General features: G+C 65.0%; 22 protein-coding genes and 1 pseudogene. 20 read left to right on the top strand and 3 right to left on the bottom strand.

Features of this window, described 5'->3' with window-relative positions:
• Positions 1-39: 39 nt before the first annotated feature.
• A complete protein-coding gene (locus tag EKM57_RS12025; RefSeq protein ID WP_129792748.1) occupies positions 40-774 on the bottom strand; it encodes a DUF72 domain-containing protein in 735 nt (244 codons plus the stop codon).
• A 58-nt stretch (positions 775-832) separates the two neighbouring features.
• Between EKM57_RS12025 and EKM57_RS12030 the strand changes: the two genes are divergently transcribed.
• Positions 833-1,438, top strand: coding sequence for a M23 family metallopeptidase (locus EKM57_RS12030; RefSeq protein WP_243451012.1), 606 nt, complete (start codon positions 833-835; stop codon positions 1,436-1,438).
• Positions 1,439-1,465: 27 nt separating this feature from the next.
• Here EKM57_RS12030 and EKM57_RS12035 read toward each other — a convergent pair whose 3' ends face one another.
• On the bottom strand, positions 1,466-2,857 hold the full coding sequence (locus tag EKM57_RS12035) for an MATE family efflux transporter (protein ID WP_129792749.1): 1,392 nt from the start codon (positions 2,855-2,857) through the stop codon (positions 1,466-1,468).
• Between the two features lie 42 nt (positions 2,858-2,899).
• Entirely contained in the window at positions 2,900-3,487 is a 588-nt protein-coding gene (locus tag EKM57_RS12040) for a GNAT family N-acetyltransferase (protein WP_206185411.1), read from the bottom strand.
• 115 nt (positions 3,488-3,602) lie between these two features.
• Here EKM57_RS12040 and EKM57_RS12045 point away from each other — a divergent pair, with 115 nt between their 5' ends.
• From EKM57_RS12045 to nuoL, 19 genes and pseudogenes are all read left to right on the top strand, one after another.
• The gene (locus tag EKM57_RS12045) at positions 3,603-3,881 is read left to right on the top strand and encodes a hypothetical protein (protein ID WP_129792750.1); all 279 of its coding nucleotides are present in this window, start codon (positions 3,603-3,605) and stop codon (positions 3,879-3,881) included.
• An 11-nt stretch (positions 3,882-3,892) separates the two neighbouring features.
• Entirely contained in the window at positions 3,893-4,336 is a 444-nt protein-coding gene (locus EKM57_RS12050) for a GFA family protein (protein ID WP_129792751.1), read from the top strand.
• 81 nt (positions 4,337-4,417) lie between these two features.
• Positions 4,418-4,981, top strand: a complete 564-nt coding sequence (gene efp, locus EKM57_RS12055; RefSeq protein WP_129792752.1) for an elongation factor P — start codon at positions 4,418-4,420, stop codon at positions 4,979-4,981.
• A 126-nt stretch (positions 4,982-5,107) separates the two neighbouring features.
• Positions 5,108-5,923 (top strand): inositol monophosphatase family protein, encoded by an 816-nt coding sequence (locus tag EKM57_RS12060; RefSeq protein ID WP_129792753.1) that lies wholly within the window; start codon positions 5,108-5,110, stop codon positions 5,921-5,923.
• A 260-nt stretch (positions 5,924-6,183) separates the two neighbouring features.
• Entirely contained in the window at positions 6,184-6,561 is a 378-nt protein-coding gene (ndhC, locus tag EKM57_RS12065) for an NADH-quinone oxidoreductase subunit A (RefSeq protein WP_129792754.1), read from the top strand.
• Entirely contained in the window at positions 6,552-7,106 is a 555-nt protein-coding gene (locus EKM57_RS12070; protein ID WP_129792755.1) for an NADH-quinone oxidoreductase subunit B family protein, read from the top strand. The genes ndhC and EKM57_RS12070 overlap by 10 nt, the downstream gene beginning before the upstream one ends.
• A 4-nt stretch (positions 7,107-7,110) precedes the next feature.
• Positions 7,111-7,755, top strand: a pseudogene (locus EKM57_RS12075) (NADH-quinone oxidoreductase subunit C); the annotation flags it as partial.
• A gap of 144 nt (positions 7,756-7,899) precedes the next feature.
• Positions 7,900-9,102, top strand: a complete 1,203-nt coding sequence (locus EKM57_RS12080; RefSeq protein ID WP_206185421.1) for an NADH-quinone oxidoreductase subunit D — start codon at positions 7,900-7,902, stop codon at positions 9,100-9,102.
• Positions 9,099-9,467: a cupin domain-containing protein gene (locus EKM57_RS12085; RefSeq protein WP_129792757.1), complete on the top strand. Its 369-nt coding sequence runs from the start codon at positions 9,099-9,101 to the stop codon at positions 9,465-9,467. Before EKM57_RS12080 ends, EKM57_RS12085 begins: the two co-directional genes overlap by 4 nt.
• Positions 9,467-10,132, top strand: a complete 666-nt coding sequence (gene nuoE, locus EKM57_RS12090; RefSeq protein WP_129792758.1) for an NADH-quinone oxidoreductase subunit NuoE — start codon at positions 9,467-9,469, stop codon at positions 10,130-10,132. The genes EKM57_RS12085 and nuoE overlap by 1 nt, the downstream gene beginning before the upstream one ends.
• On the top strand, positions 10,129-10,299 hold the full coding sequence (locus tag EKM57_RS21900) for a hypothetical protein (protein WP_165357387.1): 171 nt from the start codon (positions 10,129-10,131) through the stop codon (positions 10,297-10,299). Before nuoE ends, EKM57_RS21900 begins: the two co-directional genes overlap by 4 nt.
• Positions 10,299-11,591, top strand: a complete 1,293-nt coding sequence (gene nuoF, locus EKM57_RS12095) for an NADH-quinone oxidoreductase subunit NuoF (protein WP_129792759.1) — start codon at positions 10,299-10,301, stop codon at positions 11,589-11,591. Before EKM57_RS21900 ends, nuoF begins: the two co-directional genes overlap by 1 nt.
• On the top strand, positions 11,588-12,202 hold the full coding sequence (locus EKM57_RS12100) for a hypothetical protein (protein ID WP_129792760.1): 615 nt from the start codon (positions 11,588-11,590) through the stop codon (positions 12,200-12,202). Before nuoF ends, EKM57_RS12100 begins: the two co-directional genes overlap by 4 nt.
• A 2-nt stretch (positions 12,203-12,204) precedes the next feature.
• On the top strand, positions 12,205-14,247 hold the full coding sequence (gene nuoG, locus EKM57_RS12105; RefSeq protein ID WP_129792761.1) for an NADH-quinone oxidoreductase subunit NuoG: 2,043 nt from the start codon (positions 12,205-12,207) through the stop codon (positions 14,245-14,247).
• The gene (nuoH, locus tag EKM57_RS12110; RefSeq protein WP_129792762.1) at positions 14,244-15,311 is read left to right on the top strand and encodes an NADH-quinone oxidoreductase subunit NuoH; all 1,068 of its coding nucleotides are present in this window, start codon (positions 14,244-14,246) and stop codon (positions 15,309-15,311) included. Before nuoG ends, nuoH begins: the two co-directional genes overlap by 4 nt.
• Positions 15,305-15,787 carry an NADH-quinone oxidoreductase subunit NuoI gene (gene nuoI / locus EKM57_RS12115; RefSeq protein ID WP_129792763.1) on the top strand — a complete coding sequence of 161 codons (483 nt, stop codon included), beginning with the start codon at positions 15,305-15,307 and terminating at the stop codon, positions 15,785-15,787. Before nuoH ends, nuoI begins: the two co-directional genes overlap by 7 nt.
• 144 nt (positions 15,788-15,931) lie before the next feature.
• Entirely contained in the window at positions 15,932-16,546 is a 615-nt protein-coding gene (locus EKM57_RS12120; RefSeq protein ID WP_129792764.1) for an NADH-quinone oxidoreductase subunit J, read from the top strand.
• Positions 16,543-16,848 (top strand): NADH-quinone oxidoreductase subunit NuoK, encoded by a 306-nt coding sequence (gene nuoK, locus EKM57_RS12125; protein ID WP_129792765.1) that lies wholly within the window; start codon positions 16,543-16,545, stop codon positions 16,846-16,848. Before EKM57_RS12120 ends, nuoK begins: the two co-directional genes overlap by 4 nt.
• A 121-nt stretch (positions 16,849-16,969) precedes the next feature.
• Positions 16,970-19,036, top strand: coding sequence for an NADH-quinone oxidoreductase subunit L (gene nuoL, locus EKM57_RS12130; RefSeq protein ID WP_129792766.1), 2,067 nt, complete (start codon positions 16,970-16,972; stop codon positions 19,034-19,036).
• Position 19,037 lies beyond the last annotated feature (1 nt).

Below are 19,037 nucleotides of genomic sequence, written 5' to 3' on the forward strand. Positions count from 1 at the left end.
CGGCCTCCGCCGGGTGACGAATGTGGCCTCCAACCGTGGTCACCTCGCCATCTGCGCGACCATCGCCTTGAGCGTCTGCGCATCGTGGATGGCGTGGGCCTCCAGGTCGTTGTTGAAATAGCACCAGGCGGGACGCCCGGCGCGGGCCTGTCCGACGATCCAGTCGGACCAGGAGAGCAGGCCTTCGTCCGAATAGCGTCCCCAATATTTGCCCTCGCCGCCGTGAAACCGGACATAGGCGATCGGCCCCGTCGCAAGCCTTTCGGTAGCCGATCCGGGCATGTCGTGGACGCAGAAGGCGGCGCCGTGGCGATCGAGCAGCGCGTAGGTTTCCGGCACCAGCCAGCTCCTGTCGCGGAACTCGAAGACATTGACGACGTCCGCGGGCAGCAGCTTGAGGAAGGTCTCCAGCCGCTCGAGATTGATCCGGAAACGCGGCGGAAGCTGGTAAAGGATGGGACCGAGCCGGTCACCCAGCGCGCGGAAGGGAGTCATCATCCGCTCCAGCGGCTCCTCACAATCCTTCAGCTTCTTGGCCTGGGTGAGGAAGCGGTTCGCCTTCACCGCATAGCAGAAGCCGGGCGGCGCCTGGTCGCGCCACTTTGTGAAGATCTCCGCCTTCGGCAGCCTGTAGAAGCTGTTGTTGATCTCGACCGTGTCGAAATGCTCGGCATAGAAATCGAACCACCGTCGCGCCGGAAGGCCCTTCGGATAGAAGCGCTCGCGCCAGTGGCGGTAGTTCCAGCCCGAGCAGCCGATGCGGATCCTCTTCATGCGGGGGCGGAACGATGCGCGACCGAAATAGGTTTCGGACCCGATGCGCAGATTTGGCATGGGTTTGGTCGTTGCGATCACCGCCATCGTCACGGCGGTGGTCACCAGCCTGTTCTGGATCGTCGCCTACAGCATCGCCCTGCCGGGTGGAAGAATGGCGTCGGGGGACGAGGCGGACAGCCCCACGTCGGGCGCCGACCTGGTGGTTGGGCCGGCGGGGCTCGCGGTGCCTGTGGCGGGGGTCCGGACCCAGGATCTGGTCGACACCTACAGCCAAGCGCGCGCGGGCGGCGCGAGGTCGCATGACGCGATCGACATAATGGCCCCAGCCGGACGGCCGGTGATCGCCGCAGCCGACGGCATGGTCGAGAAACTTTTCTTCAGCGAGGGCGGCGGCGGGATTTCCGCTTATGTCCGCTCGCCCGATCGCCGATGGATCTATTATTATGCCCATCTCCAGGGCTATGCGCCCGGCCTCCGCGAAGGCGTGCGCGTCGAGCGCGGCGACCCGATCGGCACCGTCGGCTCCACCGGAAACGCCGCCGCGGCCGGGCCGCATCTCCATTTCGCCGTCTATCGCATGGCGCCGGGTCAGGATTGGCACGAAGGGACGCCGATCAACCCTTATCCGCTGCTGGCGGGGGAGGGGGCGGCGGCGCGATAGCGGAAGAGCTGCTGCGAGGAGGCCGGCTCAGGCGTCGACCAGCCCCAGTCTTTCGCGCCGCGACCAGCGAACGAGCATGAGGACGGAGACGACGGCCAGTCCGGCGGCGAGTCCCGTCCAGATGCCGACGCCTTCCCATTCCAGGCCGAAGCCGAGACCGACCGCCAGACCCATGCCGACGGCCCAATAGCCGAACAAGGCGAAGGCCATGGGTACTTTGGTGTCGTGCAGCCCGCGAAGCATCCCTGCGCCGACCGCCTGGGCGCCGTCGACGATCTGGAAGATGGCGGCAATCCCGAGAAAGGCCATGGCGAGCGGAATGACGGGGGCGTTCACCGGATCCGACGTGTCGATGAAAAGGCCGATGAGCGGATGAGGGAAGCTCCACATCAGCACGGACATGAACGCCATGAAGCCGGTCCCGAGGGTGAAGCTCGTCCAGCCTGCACGGGTGATGCCGGCTCGATCCCTGCGCCCCGCCGCATGGCCGATGCGTACCGTGGCGGCCTGGGCGAGGCCCATCGGGACCATGAACGACAAGGCGGCGATCTGTATGGCGATCTGGTGAGCGGCCAGGCTCGCCGTTCCGATCAGGCCCATGAGCAGGACGGCGGCGTTGAACACGCCGACTTCGAGCATCAGGGTGATCCCGATGGGGACGCCCAGCCGCCAGACTTCCCGAAAACGCGGCCAGTCGGGCCGCCAGAACCTTCCGAAGAGGTGATAGCGACGAAAGCGGGGATGGCGCGTCACGATGAGCGCGATTGCGGTGAACTCGAGAATGATCGTGACCGAGCTGCCGATGCCGGCGCCCATAAGTCCGAGCGCGGGAATTCCGATCGCGGGCACGCCGAAGATGAGGCAGCTGTTCACCAGTGCATTCATGACCACGGCTCCGGCGGCGACCACGAAGGACCAGAGCGGCCGCTCCATGGCCGCGAGGAAGTTGCGCAGGACCAGATAGAGGAAATGCGGGAGCAGCGCCCACATCAGGTAGCGCACGAAGCTCTGCGCGTCGGCCGCGAGCGTCGGATCCTGGCCCAGCAGGACGAGCAGGTCGCGTGCATTCCACAGCAGGGCCCACATCGGAATCACCATGATGACCGCCGACCACATGGCCTGGCGGATGGTCCGACGGACGTCGCGCACACTGTTGAAACGGCGGCCGCGCTCGCGCGCGACCATCGGCGCGGAGGCGGTGAGGAGGCCCATCCCGAAGATGGCGCAGAACATGTACAGATTCACCCCGAGCGCCGCCGCCGCGAGCGTGCGCGCTCCGAGCTGCCCCAGCAGGACGACGTCGGTCACATGGACCAGCGACTGGGCCACATTGGTCAGGACCAGCGGATAAGCGAGAATCAGCGTCGCCCGCGCCTCGGCGCGCCAGGGACCCAGAGAAGACCGACGCGGCGAAGACATGAGGGTTGCGAGCAGGAGCCGGAACGTGAACGAGGCGCAGGCTTATAGTGCCGGCGGAAGGGTGATCAACGGCCGCTTCGCTGTCGCTTTCTTTCCCGAGTGCAGGCTCTTCCCCGGAAGCAGGTCGAGACGCATCGCGCAGCGCCGATGGCCGGGCAAGCCGTGCGCCTCCTCCCGCTCGAGTATGTGGAACAGCCGTGGACCCAGCGCGTCGGGGGCCAGCGTCCTGAATCCGAAATGGGCGTATAAAGGCTCGTTCCAGGGCACTGCGCGGAACGTCGTCAGTGTAACCGCGGTCAGCTTACGATCGCGCGCATGGGCGATCGACGCATCGAGGAGCGCTCGCCCTGCGCCTTGCCCCTGCCGGGCTCGCTCCACCGCCAGCGCCCAGATATGAAGCTCTGCGTCGAAACGTTCGGCGGTCAGGAAACCGAACGGGCGGTCGGCTTCGTCCACGACGACCCAGGACCATCCCACCTTCGACGCCAGCCGGTGAGCCTCTGCAGATTGAACGTCGTCATCCGCAACCCAGGCTAGATCGGGAATGGCGCGAAAGGCCTCTCCGGCCGAGCGCTCGATCCGGGGCAGCATCTCCACATCCCGCTCGCTCTTCTTGCGTATCCGTGCCAACTCGATCCTCGCCCGCCCCTCGTGCGTGCCGCCATAGCAGACGGCACGCAGCTGCGCAGGACCGGCGGCGCCGAAGCTGGTCCCGACCGCGTACGTCCGCTATATATCGAAGGCCATGTCGCTTCGGTCGGACGGAAAATTCGGCTCTCCATCGCGGCCCGATGGCGATCCGTCGCCGCTCGACGCCGAAATCGTCGCGGAGCGACCCGCCGCCCTCGCGGTCTGCGTCGGCGCTTCGAAACGGCCCTCGCGAGTCGAGGAGGCGGCCGACGCCTCCGACACTTTCCTCATGGCGCGTAAGCTTTGCGGCCTGCCCGGCCATCGTTTCGTGATGGAAGACTGCGCCCTGTCCCTGGACGTGCTCGCGCGCGTCGGTGCCCGGCCGAAGACCTAGGTTCGGGGCGGGTGCACGAAGGCGGCTGCGAGTGCGGACGGGTCCGCTACAGGCTCACCAGCGGGCCGATTTTCGTCAATGGCTGCCATTGTCGCCAATGCCAGAAGCTCAGCGGATCGGCTTTCGCGATCAACGCCATGATCGAGGCGGACCGGGTCGAGCTGATCGCCGGCGGCGATGTGATCGGCCCGGACGGAACGGCGGCCTGCCCCGACTGCGCGACCATGCTCTGGGCGCTTCATCCCCAGTTCGGCGACCGGATCCGCTTCGTGCGCGTGGGCACGCTCGACGAAGGCGAGCGGCTGCCGCCGGACGCCCATTTCTTCGTCCGCAGCCGCCATCCCTGGATCGTGCTGCCGACCGGCGTGCCGAGCTTCGAAACCTTGCCCGGGCCGGACGATCCGCCGCTTCACGGGCCTGACGCGCAGGCTCGGCTCGACGCCGCGCTTCGCTGACGGGCGGTGATCCGGCACCTTGCCGGATTTTCCCGTCGCCGCTACAGGCATCGCACCTTTTCCGGAATTTGAAAGACGATCATGAAGATCAGCGGCGTGGACATTCGTCCCGGCAACATCATCGAATATGAAGGCGGCATCTGGCGCGCGGTGAAGATCCAGCACACGCAGCCCGGCAAGGGCGGCGCCTATATGCAGGTGGAGCTGAAGAACCTCATCGACGGCCGCAAGAACAATGTCCGCTTCCGCTCGGCCGAGACGGTGGAGCGCGTCCGGCTCGACACGAAGGATTTCCAATATCTCTATGCCGAGGGCAGCGACCTCGTCTTCATGGACAAGGAGACCTATGAGCAGGTCACCCTTCCGAAGGACCTGATCGGCGACGCGGCCGCTTTCCTGCAGGACGGGATGGACGTGGTGATGGAGCTCTACAACGAGCGACCGATCTCCGTGCAGCTCCCCGACACGATCGAGGCTACGATCGTCGAGGCCGATGCGGTGGTGAAGGGCCAGACAGCCTCGTCGAGCTACAAGCCCGCCGTTCTCGACAACGGCGTGCGCGTCATGGTGCCGCCGCACATCACCGCGGGAACCCGGATCGTCGTCGACGTTTACGAACAGACTTACGTGAAGCGCGCGGACTAGAGCCTGCTTCCCATTCGGGAGAGGGTGGAGAGATAGGGAGTCTGACGATTCCCCGGCTTTCCCTCTCCCTTCGCCGCTTCGCGGCTCTTCCCTCTCCGATCGGGAGAGAGGCACAGGAGATTCATATTGGTATCCCATTCCGGCCTCATCACCGTCATGACGCGCGCAGCCCGCAAGGCGGCGCCGCGGCTGCGGCGCGATTTCGGCGAGGTCGAGCAGCTCCAGGTAAGCCGCAAGGGCCCGGCCGACTTCGTCAGCATGGCCGACGAACGGGCCGAGCAGACGGTGGTCGAGGAGTTGCGCCATGCTCGCCCGGACTGGGGCCTCCTGCTCGAGGAAGGCGGCACGGTGGAAGGCAATCCGGCCAAGCCGCGCTGGATCGTCGATCCGGTCGACGGCACTTCCAACTTCATCCACGGCATTCCCCATTTCGCCATCTCGATCGCGGTCCAGGAGCCGAAGCCCGGCGGCGGCTGGGGCGAGATCAGCCACGGCCTCATCTACCAGCCGCTGAGCGACGAGAGCTTCTGGGCCGAGAAGGGCAGGGGCGCCTGGCTCCAGGACCGGCGACTGCGGGTCTCGTCTCGCCGGGACCTTTCAGAGGCACTGATCGCCACCGGCGTCCCCTATAAGGGTCATGGTCACCTCTACCGGTTCCAGAAGATACTTGACGCCGTATCCCCGGAAGTAGCCGGGATCCGCCGCTTCGGCTCGGCGGCGCTCGACCTCGCATGGGTGGCAGCCGGCCGTTATGACGGCTTCTGGGAAGAGGATCTCCAGTTTTGGGATATCGCCGCCGGACTGCTGCTCGTCCGCGAAGCGGGCGGGTTCGTGACCGACTTTCGCGGGTCCGATCGCGGCATTGTCGATGGCCAGGTGCTGGCCGCTAACGACCAGATACATTCCCGACTGCACAAGCTGGTAGCGGGCGCGCTCCGCTGAAGCTGGCGGCCCCGCGCGCCGGGCGAGGAGGCGACAGCCGCCGGCATGCGGCGCGTGCTCCTGTCCGCCCGAGAGTCGCCGGAGCAGACGATTTGCGGGGGCGCACGACGCCCGCGCCTCGGCTATCCCCTTAATTGCCGCCGATACACTTGATTTCGCACGAAAAATCCCAACTTTCCGGTTGTGCTCCTCAAGCGGTTGCGATGCAGGTCCCGCTGGCCTAGAAGCCCCGCAACCTTTGACCTTCGGAGAGTCTTCCGATGGCGTCCGTCGCCGCCGACTACCTGCCGATCCTGCTCTTCCTGGGCGTCGCCCTGGGACTGTCCATGGCCTTCGTCGTCCTGCCGATGATCGTGTCCGTCTTCACGGGCGCGGCGCGGCCCTATCCGGACAAGCTGGCCGAATATGAGTGCGGCTTTCCGGCCTTCGAGGACAGCCGAGCCCAATTCGACGTCCGCTTCTACCTGGTGGCGATCTTGTTCATCATTTTCGACATCGAGGCGGCCTTTCTCTTTCCCTGGGCGGTGTCGGTGTTCGACATCGGCTGGGCGGCCTGGTTCGCGATGATGATTTTCCTCGTCGAGCTTGCGCTCGGCTTCGCTTACGCCTGGAAGAAAGGGGCGCTCGAATGGGAGTGATCCTCGATCCGCGGCACGAGAATGAGCGGCCGGCCGACCTCCAGCAGCCGGACCCCTACGTCTTCAACCAGATCAGCTCGGAAGTGACGGAGAAGGGCTTTCTCGTCACCTCGACCGAGGACCTGTTCCATTGGGCGCGCACCGGATCCCTCTGGTGGATGACCTTCGGCCTCGCTTGCTGCGCGGTCGAGATGATTCACGTGAACATGCCGCGCTACGATCTTGAGAGATTCGGCGCGGCGCCCCGCGCATCCCCGCGCCAGTCCGACGTGATGATCGTCGCCGGGACCCTGTGCAACAAGATGGCGCCGGCCTTGAGACGGGTCTACGACCAGATGTCGGAGCCGCGCTACGTCATCTCGATGGGCAGCTGCGCCAATGGCGGCGGCTATTATCATTACAGCTACAGCGTCGTTCGCGGCTGCGATCGGATCGTGCCGGTGGACATCTACGTCCCAGGCTGTCCGCCGACCGCCGAGGCTCTGCTCTACGGCATCATGCAGCTCCAGCGGAAAATCCGCCGCGAAGGCACGATTGAGCGCTGATCCAATGCACGATCACATCCCCCGCATTTCCGCCCGCGAAGGGCTGGTCGACGAGGTAAAGGCGGCGATCGGTGACGCCTTCCTGTCGGCCAAGGACGAGGTCGGCGAAGTGTCGATCGACGTCGCCCGCGAGAAGATCGCCGACGTGCTCACCGTGCTTCGCGACCGGTTTGAATATCAGCAGCTGATGGAAATTGCCGGCGTCGATTATCCGTCCCGGCCCGAGCGGTTCGATGTCGTCTATCATCTGCTCTCGATCACGAAGAACCACCGCCTTCGCATCCGCGTCACCACCGACGAGGAGAAGCCCGTGCCGACCGTGACGACGGTCTTTCCGGCCGCCGGCTGGCTCGAGCGGGAGGTCTTCGATCTTTTCGGCGTCCTGTTCGATGGAAATCCGGACCTCAGGCGGATCCTCACCGATTACGGCTTTCGGGGGCATCCGTTCCGCAAGGACTTCCCGCTCACCGGCTATACCGAGCTGCGCTATTCCGAGGAGCAGAAAAGGGTGGTCTACGAGCCGGTCAGCCTTGCGCAGGATTTTCGAAACTTCGATTTCCTGAGCCCGTGGGAGGGCGCCGAATATATCCTCCCGGGTGACGAGAAGGCGCAGCCGGAGGCTCCCGGCGCGCCGACCCCGCTCAAGGCCGACGAGATCAAGAAATGAGGATGCTTCATATCCGCTTCCCGGCGAAGGCCGGGGTTCAGTTTCAGACCTGGCTCCGGGCCCCGGCCTTCGCCGGCGCACGAGGCGCGCGTGACTGAGATCACCAGCGATCAGGCCGCCGCCGAAATCGAGGTCGCGCGCACCGGCGCGACCGAGTCCGATATCGCGAACTACACGATCAACTTCGGCCCGCAGCACCCGGCGGCGCACGGCGTGCTCCGGCTGGTGCTGGAACTCGACGGCGAGATCGTCGAGCGGGTCGACCCGCATGTCGGCCTGCTCCACCGCGGCACCGAGAAACTGTGCGAGTACAAGACCTATCTGCAGGCGCTGCCTTATTTCGACCGGCTCGATTACGTCTCGCCGATGTGCCAGGAGCACAGCTTCGTGCTCGCCATCGAGAAATTGATGGCGCTCGAGATTCCCCTGCGCGCGCAATATCTTCGCGTGCTTTTTGCAGAACTGACGCGGATCAAGAACCACCTGCTGAACCTCGGCAGTCACATCATGGATGTCGGCGCGATGACGCCGAACCTGTGGCTGTTCGAGCTTCGCGAAGATCTCATGAACTTCTACGAGCGCGCTTCCGGAGCGCGCATGCACGCCAATTACTTTCGCCCTGGCGGTGTTCGCCAGGATGTGCCGCTGAAGCTCCTGACGGACATAGCCGACTGGCTCGACCACCGGTTGCCGCGCCTGTTCGAGGATTCGATCAGCCTCGTGGCCGACAACCGCATCTTCAAGCAGCGCAACGTCGACATTGCCACCGTCTCCAGGGAAGATGCGTTGGCCTGGGGCTTCTCAGGCCCGATGATCCGTGCCGCCGGCATTCCCTGGGATATCCGCAAGAGCCAGCCCTACGAGGTCTATGACCGGCTGGACTTCGACATTCCTGTGGGCACGAAGGGTGATTGCTACGACCGGTTCATGGTCCGGGTCGAGGAGGTCCGCCAGTCGGCGCGGATCATGAAGCAGTGCCTCAACGATATGCCCGAAGGCCCGGTCGCGACGCTCGACCGCAAGGTGTTCCCGCCGAGGCGCGCCGAGATGAAGCAGTCGATGGAGGCCCTGATCCATCACTTCAAGCTGTTCACCGAGGGCTTCCACGTGCCCGAGGGCGAGGTCTATGTCGCCACCGAGAGTCCCAAGGGCGAGCTTGGCGTCTATCTCGTCAGCGACGGCACCAACAAACCCTATCGTGTCAAGATTCGCCCGACCGGCTTCTCGCACCTCCAGGCCATGGACTTCATGACCAGGGGCCACATGCTCGCCGACGTCACCGCCATCCTTGGCGCGATCGACATCGTGTTCGGTGAGGTGGACCGGTGAGCCCGCCCGCGGTGATCAACCTTTCAGAGAGGTTCGACAGCTTCTCCGACCATTGGAATCCGCGCATCGTCGGCCGCTACAACGGCAACGAGATCCGGATCGCAAAGGTGGAGGGAGAGTTCACCTGGCACAGCCATGCCGAGACGGATGAGCTGTTCCTGGTCATCTCCGGCGACTTCGCAATCGAGTTTCGCGACGGGGTGAAGCGCATCGCGGCGGGCGAGATGGTCGTCGTTCCCAAGGGCGTGGAGCACCGGCCGATAGCCAATGGCGAGTGCCGGATCCTGATGCTGGACGCCGAAGGCGAGCCGAATACTGGCGCCAACCCGTCCGCTTACACCCGCCAGACGCTCGAGACCCTCTGATGGCCGAAGCCGCCCGAATGCCTGCAAGCCCCGAGATCCGTGCCCGCTGGGACGGCTTCACGTTCACGCCCGACAATGACGCGAAGGCGACGTTGCTCGTCGGCCGCTATCCGCCCGGGCGGCAGCAGAGCGCGATCATTCCCTTGCTGGACCTCGCGCAGCGCCAGGTCGGGGCCGAGACTGAAACCCAGGGATGGCTGCCGATCCCGGTGATCGAATATGTCGCCCGCTATCTCGGCATGCCGTTCATCCGCGCCTACGAGGTCGCGACTTTCTACACCATGTTCAACCTGGCGCCGGTCGGCCGTTACCACGTCCAGGTTTGCGGCACGACGCCCTGCATGCTGCGGGGTGCCGAGGATATTATCGGCGCCTGCAAGGCCAGGGGATTGAAGAAGGGTCACACGACCGAGGACGGCCTGTTCACACTGAACGAGGTCGAGTGCCTCGGGGCCTGCGCCAATGCGCCGATGGTCCAGATCAACGACGACAATTACGAGGATCTCACGCCCAAAAGCATGACGGCGATCCTCGACGCGCTCGCCCGCGGCGAGACTCCGAAGCCGGGACCTCAGGTCGATCGACAGACGAGCTGCCCCGAGGGCGGCCCGACAACCCTTCCGGAGATGGTCTCCGAGAATCACGATTACAGGAGCCGCTGGTGAAGCTCACCGCCTCCAATCTCGCGACCGTCCTGGTCGTGATCGTCCTTGCCTGGCTGGGTCTCAAGCTGCTCGGAGTCGCGCTCAAGGCGCTCGGCCTGCTGATCCTCGTCGGCGCGGCGATCGCCCTTTATGTCGGCGCCCAGCGCCTGATCGGAAAGAGCCGCTGATGCTCGAGGACAAGGACCGCATCTTCACGAACGTCTACGGGTTCCAGCCCTGGAACTTGAAGGCGGCGCAGACGCGTGGCGATTGGGACGACACCAAGTCGCTGATGGCGCGGGGGCAGGATGCGATCATCGACGAGATCAAGGCTTCCGGCCTGCGCGGGCGCGGCGGCGCCGGCTTCCCGACCGGCATGAAATGGTCGTTCATGCCCAAGGAGCCTGCACCGGGCCGGCCCAACTTCCTCGTCATAAACGCCGATGAATCCGAGCCGGGCTCGTGCAAGGACCGCGAAATCATCCGCCACGATCCTCACAAGCTGATCGAGGGCGCCCTGCTCGCCGGTTTCGCGATGCGCGCGCGCGCCGGCTACATCTACATTCGCGGCGAGTTCATCCGAGAGGCGCAGACGCTCGAGGCGGCCGTGCAGGAAGCTTATGATGCCGGCCTGCTGGGCAAGAATGCCGCCAAGTCGGGATACGATTTCGACCTGTTCGTCCACCGCGGCGCCGGCGCCTATATCTGCGGCGAAGAGACGGCCATGCTGGAGAGCCTGGAGGGCAAGAAGGGCATGCCGCGCCTCAAGCCGCCATTTCCAGCGGGTGCCGGCCTCTACGGCTGCCCGACCACGGTGAACAATGTCGAATCGATTGCCGTGGTGCCGACCATATTGCGCCGCGGCGCTTCCTGGTTCGCGGCCTTCGGCCGGGAGAAGAACGAAGGCACCAAGCTTTTTCAAATCTCAGGCCATGTGAACCGGCCCTGCGTCGTCGAGGACGCCATGTCGGTGCCGTTTCGCGAGCTGATCGAGCGCCACGCGGGCGGTATCAGGGGAGGGTGGGACAATCTCCTCGCCGTCATCCCGGGCGGCTCGTCCGTGCCCCTGGTGCCCGCCGAGCAGATCATCGACGCGCCGATGGATTTCGATGGCCTCAGGGACCTCGGCTCCGGCCTCGGCACCGCCGCTGTGATCGTCATGGACAAGTCGACGGACGTCGTGAAGGCGATCAGCCGCATCTCCTATTTTTACAAGCATGAGAGCTGCGGCCAATGCACGCCCTGCCGCGAGGGCACGGGCTGGATGTGGCGGGTGATGGAGCGGCTCGTCGAGGGCAATGCCGAGATCCACGAGATAGACACGCTCTGGGACGTCACCAAGCAGGTCGAGGGCCATACCATCTGCGCGCTCGGCGACGCCGCTGCCTGGCCGATCCAGGGCCTGATCCGCCATTACCGGCCTGAGCTCGAGCGCCGCATCAACGAGCGCCGTGGACAGACGCTGGAGGCCGCGGAATGAGCGTCGGCCCGATCTTGCTCGGCGCGCTCGTCAGCGGCTTGGGGCCGGCCGAGCCGACCGAAGCGTCGACCTCGACACCCGAGGCGCGGGCGGCCGCCCAGACTTTCGGCGAATGTCTTGCCGATCGCAGTCCGGAGCTTTCGGCTGAAACCCTGCGGCGGGACTTCCGCACGACCGCGTACAAAAACAGCCTGCTTCAACTGGCACGGGTCAACGAAGGCTGCTTCCGGACGAGCGGGACAATGCGATCCGGCGGCCTCCTGATCGCCGGGGCCATGGCGGAGCGGCTGCTCGAGCGTGGTTCCGTTCCGGTGAACGTTCAGCTCGCTCGCGCCGCAATGGAACCCGCGCCTCAACCGAGAACGCCTGCCGAGGCGGTGGCGATCTGTCTGGTGCGGTCCGTTCCGGACGATGTCGGGAGGCTGCTGGCCACAGAGGTGGCGAGCGAAGCCGAGACAGCCGCGCTTCGCGGGATCGACTCGGTCGCACGGCTCTGCAACCGGTCGGGACACGAATTGCAGATCAGCGATGCAGGGATGCGCTCGATCCTGGCCGCTGCGGCGTTCCGTAGCGTGCAGGGCGGCAATCAGGCCAGCGAGGCCGGGAACTAGCTATGCCCAAAGTCAAAGTCGACGGCGTTGAAATTGAAGTGCCGCAGGGCGCGACGGTGCTCCAGGCTTGCGAACAGGCAGGCAAGGAGATTCCGCGCTTCTGCTATCACGAGCGGCTCGCCATTGCCGGCAATTGCCGGATGTGCCTGGTCGAGGTGAAGCCGGGGCCTCCCAAGCCTCAGGCTTCTTGTGCGCTGCCCGCCGCCGAGGGACAGGAAATCTTCACCATGACTCCCGGCGTCAAGAAGGCGCGCGAGGGCGTGATGGAGTTCCTGCTGATCAACCATCCGCTCGATTGCCCGATCTGCGACCAGGGCGGCGAATGCGACCTGCAGGATCAGGCCATGGCTTATGGCCGCGGCCACAACCGCTTCGGCGAGAACAAGCGCGCGGTCCCCGAGAAATATATGGGGCCGGTGGTCAAGACCTTCATGACCCGCTGCATTCACTGCACGCGCTGCGTCCGCTTCATGGAGCAGGTCGCGGGGGTCGAGGAGATCGGCGCGGTCAATCGCGGCGAGAATATGGAAATCACTTCCTATCTCGAGAAGGCGCTTACCAGCGAGCTTTCCGGCAACGTCGTCGATCTCTGCCCGGTCGGTGCGCTCGTCTCGAAGCCCTACAGCTTCGAGGCGCGGCCCTGGGAGCTGCGCAAGGTTCCGGCGATCGACGTCATGGACGCCGTCGGCACCAACATCCGCCTCGACTCGCGCCAGCGCGAGGTGATGCGGGCGCTGCCGCGCCTCAACGAGGACGTGAACGAGGAGTGGGCCCACGACAAGACCCGCCATGCGGTGGATGGCCTGTTGCGCAACCGGCTCGACCGGCCGTGGCTGCGCGAAGGCGGCAAGCTTCGCGCGGCAGGCTGGGACGAGGCCTTTGCTCGGATCGCCGAGGCGGCGAAGAAGGCGAAGGGAAAAGTCGCCGCCATTGCCGGCGACCTCGTCGACGCCGAAACCCTCTATGCGGCCAAGGCGTTGCTGGCTTCGCTCGGTTCCGACCTGCTCGAGGGGCGCCAAACCGGCCTTGCCTACGATGTTTCGAACCTGGCGGCCGTCAATTTCAATTCGACCATCGCCGGCATCGAGACGGCCGACGCCGTCCTGCTTGTCGGGACCAATCCGCGCTGGGAAGCCTCGCTGGTCAACACACGGATCCGCAAGGCGGCGAAGGCCGGCGCGAAGGTCTTCGCCATCGGACCCGAGGTCGATCTCACCTATCCTGTGGAATGGATCGGGGACGATCTGTCCTTGCTCTCGGCGCTGCCGAAGGCGGTGACGGACGCGTTCGGAGCGGCGCAGCGTCCGGCCGTGATCGTCGGCGCCGGCGCGCTCAAGGTGCCGGGTGCGCAGGCGGCCAGCCTCGCTTTGGTCGATGCCTTCAACCTCGTCCGCCCTTCGGCGGGTTCAGGACAGGCGGGCTGGAACGGCTACAACGTCCTGCATACCGCCGCCGCACGAATGGGCGGGCTGATGCTCGGTTACGCCCAGCAGGGCGGCATCGCCTCGCTAGTCGAGAAAGCCCCGAAGCTGGTCTTCCTGCTCGGCGCCGACGAGGTCGACCTCACCTCATTCGGCGGGAGCCTGAAGGTCTATATCGGCCATCATGGCGATCGCGGCGCCCACGGAGCGGACGTGATCCTGCCGGGCGCGGCTTACAGCGAGAAACATGGAATCTACGTCAATCTGGAAGGGCGCGTGCAGTTTTCGGAGAAGGCAGTCGATCCGCCCGGCGACGCGCGTGAGGACTGGTCGATCCTGCGGGCCTTGTCCGACTTGGTCGGCAAGCCGCTCCCGTTCGACAACTTTCATGACCTGCGCGGGGCGTTGTTCCGCGACCATGCCGAATTCGGGCATCCCGGCCTTGTGACATATGAATGGGGGCCGCCCAAGCTCGAGGCGGAGAAGATCGCGAAGGGGACCAGCGTCTCCTACCCGATCACCGATTTCTATCTCACCAACCCGATCGCCCGCTCGTCGCCGACCCTGCAACGCTGCTCGGCCGAGATTCTCCACGGGCAGGAATTTGCGGAGGCGGCGGAATGACCGCCTGGTTCCAGGAGCAGCTCGGCATCGGCTTCGGCTGGTTCCTTTCCAATCTCATCCTCATCCTTTTGATCGCGCTGCCGCTGATGCTGGCGGTCGCGATGATCATCTATGCCGATCGCAAGATCTGGGCGGCAATGGCGCTCCGGCGTGGCCCCAACGTGGTCGGCCCGTTCGGGCTGCTGCAGAGCTTCGCCGACGGGCTCAAGGTCTTCCTCAAGGAGACGATCATCCCGTCGGGGGCCAATCGCGGCCTGTTCATCATCGCCCCGATCATCACCTTCACCGTGGCCCTGATCGCCTGGGCGGTGATCCCGTTCGGTCCCGGTCCGGGCGGCGCGATGATGGTGCTCGCCGATATCAATGTCGGCCTGCTCTACCTCCTCGCCGTGTCCTCGCTCGGCGTCTACGGGATCATCATCGCCGGCTGGGCATCAAACTCGAAATACCCGTTCTACAGCGCCTTGCGGGCTGCAGCTCAGATGGTGTCTTACGAAGTCTCGATCGGATTCCTGCTCATCCCGGTGGTGCTGTGGGCCGGCTCGTTCAACCTGTCGGCGATCATCGCCGCGCAGCAGGGCCATGTTTTCGGCTTCCTGAATGGCTTCGGCTTCAACCCCTTGCTGTTCCCGCTGGCGGTGATCTTCCTCATCTCCGCCATGGCCGAAACTGCCCGGGCGCCGTTCGACCTTACCGAAGCCGAAAGCGAACTCGTCGCCGGCTACCAGACCGAATATAGCTCGATGAGCTTCGCGCTCTTCTGGCTCGGCGAATATGGCAACGTCCTGCTGATGTGCGGCATGACGGCGCTGCTCTTCTGGGGCGGATGGCTGCCCCCGGTCGACTGGGCTCCGCTCTATTATGTGCCCGGGATCATCTGGTTCTTCGCCAAGATCTTCTTCTTCTTCTTCGTCTTCAGCTGGGTGAAGGCGACCGTGCCCCGCTTCCGCTACGACCAGCTGATGCGCCTAGGCTGGAAGATCTTCCTGCCCATCTCGCTCATCTGGGTGTTCCTGGTGTCGGGATATCTGATGCTCCAACGCGACGGGATGCTGCCGTGGTAGCTCACTACATCAAGTCCTTCACCCTCTGGGAGTTCGTCAAGGCGCACTGGCTGACGTTGAAATACTTCTTCAAGCCCAAGGCGACGATCAACTATCCCTACGAGAAGAACCCGATCTCGCCGCGGTTCCGGGGCGAGCATGCGCTGCGCCGCTACCCGAACGGCGAGGAGCGCTGCATCGCGTGCAAGCTTTGCGAGGCGATCTGCCCGGCGCTCGCCATCACGATCGAGGCCGAGCCGCGGGAGGACGGCAGCCGCCGGACGACCCGCTACGACATCGACATGACCAAATGCATCTATTGCGGTCTGTGCCAGGAGGCCTGCCCGGTCGATGCGATCGTCGAGGGGCCAAACATGGATTTCTCGACCGAAACTCGCGAAGAGCTGATCTACGACAAGGCGAAGCTGCTTGAGAATGGCGACCGGTGGGAGCGCGCGCTTGCCGCGAACCTTGCCGCCGATGCGCCATACCGTTAATCGCGCCGACAGAATCGAAGAGCCCCGAAGGTCCATGGCCCAGTTCACCGTCATTCCCGCGCAAGCGGGAAGCCAGACAGACTCAAGTCCGAGCGCCGAGTTCGCTTGGCCCCCTGCCGTCGCGGTGACGCGAGAGGTTTGCGCGTGATCCAGGTCTTCGTCTTCTACCTGTTCGCGGCCCTTGTCGTGGCTTCCGGCGTGATGACGATCGGATCGCGCAACCCGGTGCACAGCGTGCTCTGGCTGATCCTCGCATTCTTCAACGCCGCGGGTCTGTTCCTGCTGATCGGCGCCGAGTTTCTCGCCTTCCTGCTGGTCATCGTCTATGTCGGTGCCGTCGCCGTCCTCTTCCTGTTCGTCGTGATGATGCTGGACGTCGACTTCGCCGCGCTGCGCGCCGGAATCGCACGTTACTGGCCACTGGGCTTCGGCCTCGCCGGCGTCCTGCTCGTAGAGATCGTGCTGGCGGTGCTCGCCTGGAACGCGGGCGGCATCGAGACACCGGCGCGGGAAGCGGTGCAGGCGGCCGACGGACCTTCGAACATCGAAGCGCTCGGCCAGCTCCTCTACACCCGCTATCTGTTCATCTTCGAAGCGGCGGGCATCGTCCTCCTCGTTGCCATGATCGGCGCGATCGTCCTCACCCGCCGCCGCCGCTCGGACGTTCGTCCGCAAAACGTTTCCGAACAGGTCCGCCGTCGCCCCAAGGATGCGGTTCGCCTGACCCAGCCGACAGTGGGGCAGGGGGTCGACCTATGATTGGCCTGGGGCACTATCTCGTCGTCGGGGGAATCCTGTTCGTGCTCGGCGTGCTCGGTATCTTCCTCAACCGGAAGAACGTCATCGTGATTCTGATGGCGATCGAGCTCATCCTGCTCAGCGTGAACATCAATCTCGTCGCCTTCTCCGCCTTTCAAGGCGACATGGTCGGCCAGGTGTTCGCGATGTTCGTGCTGACCGTCGCGGCGGCCGAGGCGGCAATCGGGCTTGCCATCCTCGTCATCTACTTCCGCAACCGCGGCACGATCGCCGTCGACGACATCCATCAGATGCGGGGGTGAGCAGGATGACAGACCTCCTCGTCATGCCGGCCCAGGCCGGCATCCAGGCCGATCATGCGAAGACTGGCAGCGGTGAAGGATCCGCCCGGTCCCGCGTCGTTGCCGGAGTGACGGTGAAGCCATGATCCAGGCTATCGTCTTCCTTCCGCTCGCCGCGGCGCTCGTCGCCGGTCTCGGCAACCGGATGATCGGCAATTTCGCCGCCAAGCTGGTCACCACCGCCGCATTGTTCGTGTCGATGTTCCTGTCCTGGCCGATCTTCATCGGCTTCATGGCCGGGACCGAGCAGAGCGCGCTCCATCCGGTTCTGAACTGGATAAGCTCGGGCGACCTCCAGGTCGATTGGGCGCTGAGGGTGGACGCGCTCACGTCGGTGATGCTGGTGGTGGTTACCACCGTCTCGGCGCTCGTTCACCTCTACAGCTGGGGCTATATGGCGGAGGACGACAGCCAGCCCCGCTTCTTCGCCTATCTGTCGCTCTTCACCTTCGCGATGCTGATGCTGGTGACCGCCGACAATCTGGTCCAGATGTTCTTCGGGTGGGAAGGCGTCGGCCTGGCATCCTACCTGCTGATCGGCTTCTGGTACCACAAGCCCTCGGCCAACGCGGCGGCGATGAAGGCGTTCGTCGTCAACCGGGTCGGCGATTTCGGCTTCTCGCTCGGCATCTTCGCGACGTTCCTCGTGTTCGGCACCGTCTCCATTCCGGAGATACTCGAGGCCGCGCCCGGCATGACCGGATCGACGATCGGCTTCCTGGGCATGCGCCTCGACACCATGACCCTTATCTGCATCCTCTTGTTCATCGGTGCCTGCGGCAAGTCGGCCCAGCTCGGCCTGCACACCTGGCTGCCCGATGCGATGGAGGGTCCGACTCCGGTCTCCGCCTTGATCCATGCCGCGACGATGGTCACCGCCGGCGTGTTCATGGTCTGCCGGCTGTCGCCGATGTTCGAGACCAGCGACATCGCCTTGACCGTGGTCACGGTGGTCGGCGCCGCCACCGCCCTGTTCGCAGCCACGGTCGGCACCGTTCAGAACGACATCAAGCGCGTGATCGCTTATTCGACCTGCTCGCAGCTGGGCTACATGTTCTTCGCCGCCGGGGTCGGCGCCTATGGCGCGGCGATGTTCCACCTCTTCACCCACGCCTTCTTCAAGGCACTCCTGTTCCTCGGCGCCGGCAGCGTCATCCACGCCATGCACCACGAGCAGGACATGCGTTTCTACGGGGCGCTTCGGAGGGAGATCCCGATCACCTTCTGGGCGATGACGATTGGTACGCTGGCGATCACCGGTGTCGGTATCATCCAGGTCGCTGGCCTGCCGAGCATCGGCTTTGCGGGCTTCTTTTCGAAGGACGCGATCATCGAGAGCGCCTTCGCGAGCGGCACGACCGTCGGCGGCCTGGCCTTCGCCGTTGGAGTCTTCGCCGCCTTGCTCACCAGTTTCTACAGCTGGCGGCTGGTCTTTCTCACCTTCTTCGGCAAGGCGCGCTGGGCACAGTCCGAGCATATCCAGCATGCGCTGCACGGCGACCATCACGATCATCCCGATGACGAGGATGCGGGTCATGACTCGCGCCCGCACGAGGCCTCGCCCCACCAGGTGGCGACCGGGACCGGCGGCTACCACCCGCACGAAAGCCCCTGGACGATGCTCGTGCCGCTCGCTGTGCTGTCGCTCGGCGCGATCGCGGCGGGCATGGTCTTCCACCACGCCTTCATCGACGTGGAGGAGGGCGCGCATTTCTGGGCAGGCAGCATCGCCTTCGACGCGCACCTTATGCACGAGATCCATGAAGTTCCGCTCTGGGTGAAGCTATCGCCCGCGGGGGCCATGCTGATCGGCCTGTTCGTCGCCTGGCAGGCCTATATCCGCAACCCGTCGCTGCCGGGACGCTTCGTCGCCCATGCAGGGCTCCTGCACAGCTTCCTCTACAACAAGTGGTATTTCGACGAGCTCTATCAGATCGTCTTCATCCGGCCCTCGGTCTGGCTCGGCCGCGTGCTCTGGAAGCGAGGCGATGAAGGCATGATCGACCGCTTCGGTCCCGACGGCGCCGCAGCCGCGGTCATGGCCGGCACGCGGATCACCGCGCGGATCCAGACCGGCTATCTTTACACCTACGCGCTGGTGATGCTGATCGGCGTCGCCGCCGCGACCACCTGGGCGATGGCGCAGTGAC

This window comes from Sphingosinicella sp. CPCC 101087, from assembly GCF_004151485.1.
GTDB lineage: Bacteria > Pseudomonadota > Alphaproteobacteria > Sphingomonadales > Sphingomonadaceae > Allosphingosinicella.